A 9,884-nucleotide genomic window follows, 5' to 3' on the forward strand; every position below is an offset into this window, starting at 1 on the left:
GCTCACCCGGGAGGGCAGACCCCGGCGGGCGGCATCCCAGCAAAGATCACCTGGCGCCGATGAGTAAGGCGTACCAGAACCACTCCGCAGGAGGACCCCAGTGGCGAAGGCAAAGTTCGAGCGGACTAAGCCGCACGTCAACATCGGCACCATCGGTCACATCGACCACGGTAAGACGACCCTCACGGCCGCCATTACCAAGGTGCTGCACGACGCGTACCCGGACCTGAACGAGGCCTCGGCCTTCGACCAGATCGACAAGGCTCCTGAGGAGCGCCAGCGCGGTATCACGATCTCGATCGCGCACGTCGAGTACCAGACCGAGACGCGTCACTACGCCCACGTCGACTGCCCCGGTCACGCGGACTACATCAAGAACATGATCACGGGTGCGGCGCAGATGGACGGCGCCATCCTCGTGGTCGCGGCCACCGACGGCCCGATGCCGCAGACCAAGGAGCACGTGCTCCTGGCCCGCCAGGTCGGCGTTCCGTACATCGTCGTCGCCCTGAACAAGGCCGACATGGTGGACGACGAGGAGATCCTGGAGCTCGTCGAGCTCGAGGTCCGTGAGCTCCTCTCCGAGTACGAGTTCCCGGGCGACGACCTTCCGGTCGTCAAGGTCTCGGCGCTCAAGGCGCTCGAGGGCGACAAGGAGTGGGGCCAGACGGTCCTCGACCTGATGGCCGCCGTCGACGAGGCGATCCCGACCCCGCCGCGTGACACCGACAAGCCGTTCCTCATGCCCGTCGAGGACGTCTTCACGATCACCGGTCGCGGTACGGTCGTCACCGGCCGTATCGAGCGTGGTGTCCTGAAGGTCAACGAGACCGTTGACATCATCGGCATCAAGCAGGAGAAGACCACCACCACGGTCACCGGCATCGAGATGTTCCGCAAGCTGCTCGACGAGGGCCAGGCCGGTGAGAACGTCGGTCTCCTCCTCCGTGGCATCAAGCGCGAGGACGTCGAGCGCGGCCAGGTCATCATCAAGCCCGGCTCGGTCACCCCGCACACGGAGTTCGAGGCCCAGGCGTACATCCTGTCCAAGGACGAGGGTGGCCGTCACACGCCGTTCTTCAACAACTACCGTCCCCAGTTCTACTTCCGCACCACGGACGTGACCGGCGTCGTGACCCTCCCCGAGGGCACCGAGATGGTCATGCCGGGCGACAACACTGAGATGACCGTTTCGCTCATCCAGCCCGTCGCCATGGAAGAGGGCCTGAAGTTCGCCATCCGTGAGGGTGGCCGCACGGTGGGCGCCGGCCAGGTCATCAAGATCAACAAGTAGTCTCGATCTGATCTGGTAGCAGTTTCTGGAGAGGCCCGTACGACTTCGGTCGTACGGGCCTCTTCGTTGTTCCTGGGGCGTTGTTCCTGAGGTGTTGTTGCTGGGGTGGCGGTGTCAGGCACGCTTCGTCAGCCGTACGTCCTCGACGCCGAGCAGGCCGAGCAGCGGCACCTTGCCGACGCGCTGGTCCCGGTCCACCTCCAGGCCGGACTTACGGACGAGGTCGAGCAGCAACTCGGCCAGCGGCATCACCATGTGCCGCCCCCAGCAGCGCTCGGAGGAGTGGCCGAAGGGCAGATAGCCGGGGGTGGCGTCCGGGTCGAGGTCGTTCCAGCGTTCCGGGCGGAAGCGTTCCGGGGCGTCCCAGAGGGCGGGATCCCGGTGGAAGAGAAGGGGCAGCACCAGAACGTCGTCGCCCTCGCCTATCCGGCCGTCGATGGCCGGATACTCGGGAGACGCGTTGCGCAGGATGTTCCAGGAGGGCGGGAGCAGTCGCAGGGACTCGTGGATGATGTGCCGGTTCGGCATGCCGTCCTCGAAGGGATGGCCGAGCCAGAGCGCGTTCGCCACCAGCGTGGAGACCGTGAAGCACACGGGGGCGGCGGCGCGCCGGTAGATCCCCATCGCATAGCGGCGGTTCTGGTAACCGACCGCCTCGGCCGCGCGGGCGGCCAGGCCCGTGAGGTGGGGCGCGGGGCGGGGCCAGCCAGGCAGGGCGGCTCCGACGGCGATGACGGACCAGGTGAGTTTCGGGGTGAGTTCGAGGTTGCGGCTCATCAGCATCCGCAGCCGGTACGGATCGCCGCCGAGGATCAGGTCGCGCAGGAAGAGGTGTCCGGTCAACGGCCAGGAACCCGACAGGTCCACCCCTTCGGGCAGCGGCCCGGCGAGCGCCGCACGGACGTCATGGCCGACGGTCCGGGTGACCGCCGAAGCCTCGGTCTTGGAGATGGAGCGTCCGTGCAGCGGTTTGAACGTGGGCCGCTCGGTCTCCGTGGCGCGACGCGCGGCCAGAATCCGGTCGGCGACCTCGGGGCCGGCCACCCCGACGGTGTCCGGCTCCAGCCGGAACACGTCCTGACCGGAATACTCCCGCAGCAGGGCGGCCAGACGCGGAGCGAACTCGGTGGCGCGCTCTCTGGGCACGGACGACAGGGACATGGGCGCTCCGGGGCTGTCGGGCTGTCAGGCTGTCGGTGGGAAGACATCGTTGTCCCACGCCTGGCGGGGCCGCCAGGACGCGGGACAACGATGTCGGAGGGATGTCCGGCCAGGACGGGCGGGTCGGGCTCAGTACCAGAGGTACCAGGCGCTCGCCTTCAGGCTCTTGCGAGCGGCGACCTTGTTGCGGACGGCGAAGAGAAGCTTCATCACAGCACCTCCTTTCGATACACGAACGAATCACCGGAACGGCGGAACCCTTCCCTGCCGCTGCCATGACTAATCCGCATCGTTGTCAACTCCTGGCCAGATAGGGCGAGTTGACAGCCGGTGAGCTGACGGTCGGCAGCCGAGCGAGGTGCCGAGCCGGCAACGGATCCGTCTCCTGTTCACCCTGCGTTGTTTTCCGGAGGCCTGTGCTGGTCTGTGCTACGGCGTCTCCCTCGTCGCCGGGCAGGTCGAGACCGTCGACATCAACGCCGGTGCGGATGACGGGCTGTTGAACGTGGTGTGGGCCCGCAACACCTCCGACAACGTCAACGCGACGGCGACGGCGACGGCGACGAAACACTCCGTGACGAAGGCGGGGGTCCACCGGTTGAGGTTCTGGACGGTGGACCCGACGGTGGTGCGGCAGGAGCTCGTGATCCACACGGGGGGCGCTCTACCCGGGGCCGTTGGAGAGCCGGCGGGTGTAGCGGAGGGACCGCAGTGGGCGTGCCGAGTGTGTCGGGTGTGCCGAGCGAGTTGGGCGTTTCGGCACCGGGAAGCTGGCGTCCTCGCCGGGGGAGAAACGGGCTGCGGCGAAGGCGATCGAGGAGTACATCGGGCCCGACACGCTCGTGGCGGGGCGCGCGGGATCGGTGGGCCAAGACCTGGATCGTCCGGCCCCCGTGTCGTCCGGTGTCCTCCGGACAGTTCCGGTCGTTGGATCCGTGGTGGTGCTCGCCGTGCGCCGACGAACGCGCGGGCCTGTGTGAGCTGATCAGCGGGCAGTGGCGGGGTTCAGCGTGATCAAGCCATCGTCCTGGTTGATCAGGTGACGATCGAGTAAGAAAGGTACGGGGGAATGGCCTGGGAAGAGTGGGAGCAGCTCAAGGCTGACGCGGCCCGGAGAGGTTCCGCGCGCATGCGGCTCGACCAACTCGCCGCGGGCGGGGGCGGTGTCGGCGGTGACCTGGTGGTGCACCAGGACGACCTCGGTGCCGTAGGGCATGAGGCGTACATCCTTCATGACCAGTTGCGGCAGCGCGTGGACATCGCCGGTGCGGGATCGGGCAGGAGTGGATCCGGCTCGACGACGCAGGCCGGCGAGGAGTTGAAGGGCAGCGGCTTTGCGATGGGTTCCGCCCTCGTGACCACGGTCTCGGTCTGGACCTCGCAGGTCAAGTCGGTGCTTCAGGCCGTCGCGCACATTTCGAACCACCTGGACTACAGCAAGAAGCTGCACGCTCAGGACGACACGCAGATCTCCGCCGAGATCCGCGGCCGGGACGGTTCTGCGATGTCTGTGTCCAGCCTCAGCCGCTACTTCCACTGAGAGAGACGAACCGCGGTGCCACTCAAGTACACGGACCTGCTCGACGTCGATCTTGGGAAACTCGGTGCGGCCGTCGACGACTGGAAGCGGGCGGTCGACGCCCTCAAGACGCTGGACGAGGACGCTCGTTCGGGGCTGAAGGCCAAGTCGGACTCCGCTCGCTGGGCCGGTGTGAACGCCGATGTGACCCGGGGGTTCGTCGACAGGACGGCCAAGGAGTTCACAGATCTGCATACCGAGGCCAACAGCATCTACCAGGTCCTCGACGATGCGCACGGCGAACTCCTCGCGCTGCAGCGGGGGTTGAAGGCCTTGGTCGAGGAAGCGCGGGCGAAGAACTACACGATCACCGACAACGGGGACACTACGGTCACCGTCCACGAATGCGTCGTGCGGAGCCAGGCGCCGACGGCGAAGGCCGGTGACAAGGCGGGGCAGCCCTGGCAGTCCATCGCCGACCAGATCTCTGCGAAGGTCGGGCGCGCCGACGACGTGGACCAGTCGGTGAAGGCAGCGCTCGTCCGGTCCCACGGCAACGACCTGCACGACGCGGGCCACGCGGACTACGGCTCGCTCAACGAAGCACAGGCCGCACGTGCGGTCGAGCTCGCCAAGAAGGGCGAGCACATGAGCAACGCCGAGTTGAAGGAATTCGACCGGTTGATGAAGTACAACGGCACGGAAAAGGGCGGGGAGTTCGCCACCGACTTCTACAAGACCCTCGGCCCGGAGAAGACGCTGGAGTTCTACGGCTCCATGGCGCTCGACGGAACGGCCGGCGACAACAAGGTCCGCCTCGCCCTGACCAAGGACCTCCAGCAGTCCATGGGCCTGGCGCTGGCCAACGCCACCGACCCGGACCACAAGTACCACGTGCCCGCGAGCTGGGGCGACCAACTGCGCAAACTCGGCGGCCAGCGCCTGCAACTCGAGAACGCCAGGCTCAACCAGCCGTACGGATACCAGGTTCTCGGCGGTCTGCTGCGGTACGGGAACTACGACGCGGCCTTCATCAACCCCATCGCCGGGCACATCGTCCAACTGCACCACCAGAACCCCAACCTGTTCGCCCTGAACAGGCCCCTGACGGGCGGGTTCGACGCCGATTTCGGCTACAACCCTTCGGGAAAGGTCGGAACGGGGTACGACCCACTGACCAGCGTCCTCGAAGCGCTGGGGCACAGCCCGGAAGCCTCGAAGGCGTTCTTCGCCGACGACAGTCCGAAGGTGTACAACGCCGACGGCGGCGAACACAAAGGCGCGAAGCTCGGCTACACGTATTTCGACGAGCTGACGGACAAGAACTTCCAGTGGCCGATGGATGGCTGGGGGGTGCCCGCGAAGGCCTACGGGGTGGACGCCCTGGGGCACGCGCTGGAGTCCGCGACGCTCGGGCACGCCTACGACGATCCGACGCCGACGCTGGTACGCGACGAGGACTCGGCCAAGATCATGAAACAGGTCGTGCACACCTACGGCAACGATCCCAAGCTCGTCAAGCAGCAGGAGATCCTCTCCGACAGCCTCGGCCGGATGGGAGCGGGCTATATCGACGACCTGAACTGGGGGCTCGACGAGAACCGTTCGGACAGCCTGTTCGTTCCGACGGGTGACGCATGTGGCCATGCCAAGTTCGGGCTTGCCGACACCCGTAGTTTCCTGAGCACGATTGGGCAGCACCCCGACGCCTATGCGGATGTGTCGGCCGCCGGGAAGGTGTACACGACGAGCGTGCTTGAGGCGCAGGTCGCCGACGACGGTTCCATCAATCATGGGCATGCACGTGAGGCCGTCCGTACCGGTTCTCAGATCCAGGGCATGTTGGACCAGTCGAGGGCCGACCAGGTGCAGGCGGAGGGGGTGGCGAAGGACAAGGAGTACAACGACGCCCTGGAGAAGCGGAACGGCTGGGTGGAGTTCGGTACCGGTGCCACGGTCGCCGCGGGGGTCGCCTTCCTGCCGGAGGTGGCAGCGGTCGGCGTGGTCGCGACTGCCGTCCCGATCCTGATGGATACGGGGCAGGGCGCCCTGGAACAGCAGATCGGCAACGTCATCGGAGACTGGACTGAGTCCGACCAGAAGCACAGCGGCGACGACATCCAGAAGCAGAGCGCCGAGATCTTCCGTGCCGGTGAGAAGACCTCCGCAGCACCCATGCAGCACTTCATCGCGAGACATGGCGTCGACAGGGGCGGGGACTTCGGGCAGGACCTGAAAGACGCGTGGATCAATGGCTATGGACAGGGAACGGACCGCGAGAACCAGCAGGGATTTCTTCCTCAGACGGAAGACTGACGTTCCCGAGACGGAAGACCGAACGGCGCAGGCAGGGATGTTTATGCACAGGTTCGTACGGACGGTACTCACCGTATGTCTGGCGGGGGTCACGCTCGCGGCGTGCGACAGCGGGAAACCGGCGGCCGAGGGCACTGGTGGGACGAAGGCTTCAGAGAGCCTGTGCGGAGTTGCGTTGTCCGACACCGCGCGGCGCTCCCTGCAGGATCTGGTCGGAGTCGAGGACTACGAGACGCTGGGGTCCGATCAGGGAGCCAAGGACACCGCGAAAGACCTTGTTGGGGACTTCGAGACCGGCCAGACCTCCAGCGATCACGAACTCTGCCGAGCCTTCGTGCCGTCTGCCGAGGCCAGGGCTACCTCTGTCGCCTTCTCACTTGAGAGCAAGACGCCCAAGGACCCCGCGTCGTCCTTCACCCAGTACGAGCTGGGCGTGACGGCGCTGGCCAAGGCGAGCAACGCCGTGCTCTATCTGAAGTGTTCGAGCAGCCAGTTCCAGGAGAGCGGGAAGGCCGAGGTGCTGCTTCGCGGCGAGCTCCTCAACATGAGCACCTCCCTCCCCGACACCGAGAGGACGCGCGAGGAGAACCTCACCGTCCTGCATGCTGCGTCCCGTGCCTTGATCGAGCAGCTCGGCTGCGAGAAGGACGCCGGTCTGCCAGCGCAATTCAGCGCCCCGCAAAAGGCGTGACGGCCTAGGACTCGCTCACGGGCGCTCATTGAACTCAGTGCCCAGTCCTCAGGGCGTCCACCGCCCGATCGAACCCCGAATCCCGCTCCGCCGCGAACTCCTCCTTCGTGAAGACCGGAACGGTCACCTGTGGCGGAATCCCCGTCCCGTCGAAGGTCCGGCCCGAGTCGGTCAGGTACTCCTCGTTCGGGAGCCAGGCGGTCATGCCGTTGGGGAGTTCGCGTTCCATGACGTCGGAGAAGACGCCTTGTGTGGGCTGGCCGATGCGGATCGTGCGGCCGGGGCGGTCGATCAGGGCCTGGGTGAAGGTCTCGCCCGCGCTCACCGTCGAGCCGCTGGTCAGGACGGCCACCGGGCCGGTGTAGCGCGGGGCGTGGGCCGGGAGTACCGGGATCGGTTCGGGGCGGGTGTGACGGCTCGGGTCCGTCGGGTCGTTGCGGGCGCGCTTGGCGTAGGCGATGTAGGGGGTGTCGGTCAGGCGTTCCGCGATGTGGATGCCGAGGGCGTCGGAGCCGCCGCCGTTGATGCGCAGGTCGATGATCAGGCCGTGCAGGTGACGTGACCGCTGCGGAGTGAGGGCGGTGTTCAACGCCCTGTCCAACTCGGCCAGTTGGGCCCCGTACGACGCCTCCTCGTCCGGTAGGTAGCCGTCGAAGCCGGAGATACGGAGATAGCCGAGACGTCCGCCTGGCAGGTCCGCGTAGGTGATACGGCCGTTGGCGAAGTCCCGGCGGTACGGGGCCTTCGCCAGATCCCGCGTCTCGATGAACTTCTTGACCTTCGCGTCCAGTTCCTCGTCGGGCACCTCGGTGCCGGGGCGGCCCTCGGCGAACACGCGGTCGCCGTCCTGGACCGCGACATGGGCGTCGTAGAGCGGACGCACCATCCTGCTGAAGATGTCGAACAGTTCTGCCCTGGTCGTGTCCTTGTGCACCTGCGGGCGGTACTCGTCCCGTACCGCGTGCCAGTCGATGCCCTTGGCCGCGAAGAACGGGTAGTTCTCCTCGTAGGACTGCCAGAAGACGTCGAACGAGGTCAGCGGGCCCTTCGGGGTCGGGCGGCTGCAGGCGGTCGGCAGGGCGGCGATGCGAACCAGCTTGCGGTGCCCCACCGCGCTGGCCGCGCCGAGTGCGGCGTGGTCGCGGTCCCGACCCAGCCGTACGGTCAGGACGTCGCCGTCCGCCGTGTACGTCCCCGGGCCCGTCCGCCGTGCGGTGTCGCCCTTGAGGCAGCTCACGGACGTGGTCTGGTACTCCTGGTACGTCCCGTGGCGGAGATCGAGGACTGTGCCGTAGCCGTCCATGCGCCAGAGGCCGTCGGTGGTGTGATCGGCGCCGGCGGCGGACGCGGCCGGCACGGCGATGCCTGCCGCGAGGGTCAAGGCGATGAGGGTGGCGGTGGCGGTACGCACGTTCTGTTCTCCCCGTGGTGCGGCGGTCCGACCTGCATGACCTGCGTGTCTCACCAACCCTGACCGACCGGCCACCTCCCGGGCCATCCGGCACACCCGAGCATCGGTGTGAGGGAAGCCCCCGAGACCCCGGGCGTCGGAGTGCGCATCAGGAAGCTCCTTGACCTGCGTGCTCCTCGTCGATCTCCGCCGCCTGTTCTGCCAGATACGCCCGTGCCGCCGCCTCCTGGTTCACGCGTTCGTCGAGGGAGAGGAGCTGTCAATCCCAGTAGGGTGCACGCCGTGATGAACCGCGGGAACGGGGCGAACCCCGACGATGGAGTCCATCTCGGCGACGGTACGGATGCGCGGGCCGCGGTCGACGACCGAGGTCGGAGCCTGTTCACCGGCCTCACCTGCATCTTCGTGACCCTGCTCGCCGTAGGCCTGCTGGCGGTCCTCCGCCGGACCGCGACAGGGCAGGGGGAGGCGCCCGGCGGTCTTCAGGTGATCGCGGCCGTCATGGGGCTCGCGGTGGTTGCGGTCGCGGTGTGGTTGGTCGTCCGGGCCCGGCGCGCCCAGAGGTGGCTGCCGCTGTTGGTCGCATGCGGGGGCTGTGTCGGCTGGATGGCCGTCATGGCCCTCGTGGCGCGGATCTAGCCAGGGGGTTTCCTGTCCCCCCTCAAGACTCTGGGCTGTCAGGCGTCGCATAGCGCGGCAAGCCATCCGTCGAGATCGTCCACTCACCGATCGTGACGTCCTCGCCGTAGACGAAGTCCTTGCGGGTGGCGTAGCGGGGGCCGTCGGGGGTGGCGTGGATGTCGGTGAGGACGGCGCCCGTGCCGGTTCGGGGGTCGAAGACGGCGTAGGTGGGGATCCCGATCAGGGGATAGTCACGCATCTTGCCGACCCAGTCGTTGTCCGGGTTGGAGTGGGAGACGACCTCTATGGCGGCGATCAACGTGCGCGGGTCGAACGAACCCGGCACGTCCATGTCCGCCCACGCGATCACCATCACATCGGGACGGCGCATGATGCCCTCGCCTTCGAGTTCCACCTCCGGTGCACCCGTGTGAGCGACCAACTCGTCCGGCATGACCTTCTCCAGGCGCTTGCGAAGGCGCAGCGTGGTCAGCTCGTGCGGACCGATGCCCGCCGTCATGTCGTGGACGATCCCTTCCTTGGTGATCTCAAATCTGCCGGGAAGGGTGTCGTCCATGGACTGCAGGAAGTCCCTCATGGCTCGGTACTGGTTCGTCCCCTTCATGCTGGGCGGCCTCCGGGAGATCGGTTCGGCAGTCGTGGCAGCGGCCTGGGGTGGGCGAGCGGAATGCGCGGTCGCAGTTGTCGCAGTTCTGGAGGGGGTGTCGTGCGGCTGGTGGTGGGCTCGGGGTGCGGAACGGTGGTGGGGGCGGGAGTTGGGCGTTCAGGCGGTGGGCCAGGAGGGCGGCGGGGCGGCGTAGTCCTTCGGGTGGGAGGTCTGTGGTGAGTGCGTGGCGTACGGCTGTGGGGG

Annotated in this window: 10 protein-coding genes and 1 pseudogene; 6 read left to right on the forward strand and 5 right to left on the reverse strand. The window is 67.2% G+C overall.

Annotated elements, in window-relative coordinates; genetic code table 11:
- Window positions 1–100: 100 nt before the first annotated feature.
- Window positions 101–1,294, forward strand: a complete 1,194-nt coding sequence (gene tuf / locus OC490_RS45795) for an elongation factor Tu (RefSeq protein ID WP_262063998.1) — start codon at window positions 101–103, stop codon at window positions 1,292–1,294.
- Between the two features lie 114 nt (window positions 1,295–1,408).
- On the opposite strand, the gene OC490_RS45800 is transcribed toward tuf, so the two are convergent.
- Window positions 1,409–2,455 (reverse strand): cytochrome P450, encoded by a 1,047-nt coding sequence (locus tag OC490_RS45800; RefSeq protein WP_262063999.1) that lies wholly within the window; start codon window positions 2,453–2,455, stop codon window positions 1,409–1,411.
- Window positions 2,456–2,584: 129 nt separating this feature from the next.
- Window positions 2,585–2,665 carry a tryptorubin family RiPP precursor gene (locus OC490_RS49690; protein ID WP_362982842.1) on the reverse strand — a complete coding sequence of 27 codons (81 nt, stop codon included), beginning with the start codon at window positions 2,663–2,665 and terminating at the stop codon, window positions 2,585–2,587.
- A gap of 148 nt (window positions 2,666–2,813) precedes the next feature.
- On the opposite strand from OC490_RS49690, the gene OC490_RS49695 reads away from it, so the two are divergent.
- The 4 genes from OC490_RS49695 (at window position 2,814) to OC490_RS45820 (ending at window position 6,981) form a co-directional block, all read left to right on the forward strand.
- Window positions 2,814–3,440, forward strand: a complete 627-nt coding sequence (locus tag OC490_RS49695) for a hypothetical protein (protein ID WP_410099265.1) — start codon at window positions 2,814–2,816, stop codon at window positions 3,438–3,440.
- 84 nt (window positions 3,441–3,524) lie between these two features.
- The gene (locus OC490_RS45810) at window positions 3,525–3,995 is read left to right on the forward strand and encodes a hypothetical protein (protein WP_262064000.1); all 471 of its coding nucleotides are present in this window, start codon (window positions 3,525–3,527) and stop codon (window positions 3,993–3,995) included.
- A 15-nt stretch (window positions 3,996–4,010) separates the two neighbouring features.
- The gene (locus OC490_RS45815) at window positions 4,011–6,290 is read left to right on the forward strand and encodes a DUF6571 family protein (protein WP_262064001.1); all 2,280 of its coding nucleotides are present in this window, start codon (window positions 4,011–4,013) and stop codon (window positions 6,288–6,290) included.
- Window positions 6,291–6,465: 175 nt separating this feature from the next.
- Entirely contained in the window at window positions 6,466–6,981 is a 516-nt protein-coding gene (locus tag OC490_RS45820) for a hypothetical protein (protein ID WP_262064002.1), read from the forward strand.
- A 34-nt stretch (window positions 6,982–7,015) separates the two neighbouring features.
- Here OC490_RS45820 and OC490_RS45825 read toward each other — a convergent pair whose 3' ends face one another.
- A complete protein-coding gene (locus tag OC490_RS45825) occupies window positions 7,016–8,392 on the reverse strand; it encodes a S41 family peptidase (protein WP_262064003.1) in 1,377 nt (458 codons plus the stop codon).
- A gap of 285 nt (window positions 8,393–8,677) precedes the next feature.
- On the opposite strand from OC490_RS45825, the gene OC490_RS45830 reads away from it, so the two are divergent.
- The gene (locus tag OC490_RS45830) at window positions 8,678–9,031 is read left to right on the forward strand and encodes a hypothetical protein (RefSeq protein WP_262064004.1); all 354 of its coding nucleotides are present in this window, start codon (window positions 8,678–8,680) and stop codon (window positions 9,029–9,031) included.
- Between the two features lie 22 nt (window positions 9,032–9,053).
- On the opposite strand, the gene OC490_RS45835 is transcribed toward OC490_RS45830, so the two are convergent.
- Window positions 9,054–9,611 carry a Uma2 family endonuclease gene (locus tag OC490_RS45835; protein WP_262064005.1) on the reverse strand — a complete coding sequence of 186 codons (558 nt, stop codon included), beginning with the start codon at window positions 9,609–9,611 and terminating at the stop codon, window positions 9,054–9,056.
- Window positions 9,612–9,642: 31 nt separating this feature from the next.
- Window positions 9,643–9,884, reverse strand: a pseudogene (locus OC490_RS45840) (helix-turn-helix domain-containing protein); the annotation flags it as partial.

It is taken from the genome of Streptomyces sp. STR69 (assembly GCF_024519455.1).
Taxonomy (GTDB): domain Bacteria; phylum Actinomycetota; class Actinomycetes; order Streptomycetales; family Streptomycetaceae; genus Streptomyces.

Bases quoted from the DNA above. Each gene is read 5' to 3' on its own strand.
- OC490_RS45800 (WP_262063999.1), bottom strand. From the start codon at position 2,455: ATGTCCCTGTCGTCCGTGCCCAGAGAGCGCGCCACCGAGTTCGCTCCG.
- OC490_RS49690 (WP_362982842.1), bottom strand. From the start codon at position 2,665: ATGAAGCTTCTCTTCGCCGTCCGCAACAAGGTCGCCGCTCGCAAGAGC.
- OC490_RS45810 (WP_262064000.1), top strand. From the start codon at position 3,525: ATGGCCTGGGAAGAGTGGGAGCAGCTCAAGGCTGACGCGGCCCGGAGA.
- OC490_RS45830 (WP_262064004.1), top strand. From the start codon at position 8,678: ATGAACCGCGGGAACGGGGCGAACCCCGACGATGGAGTCCATCTCGGC.
- OC490_RS45835 (WP_262064005.1), bottom strand. From the start codon at position 9,611: ATGAGGGACTTCCTGCAGTCCATGGACGACACCCTTCCCGGCAGATTT.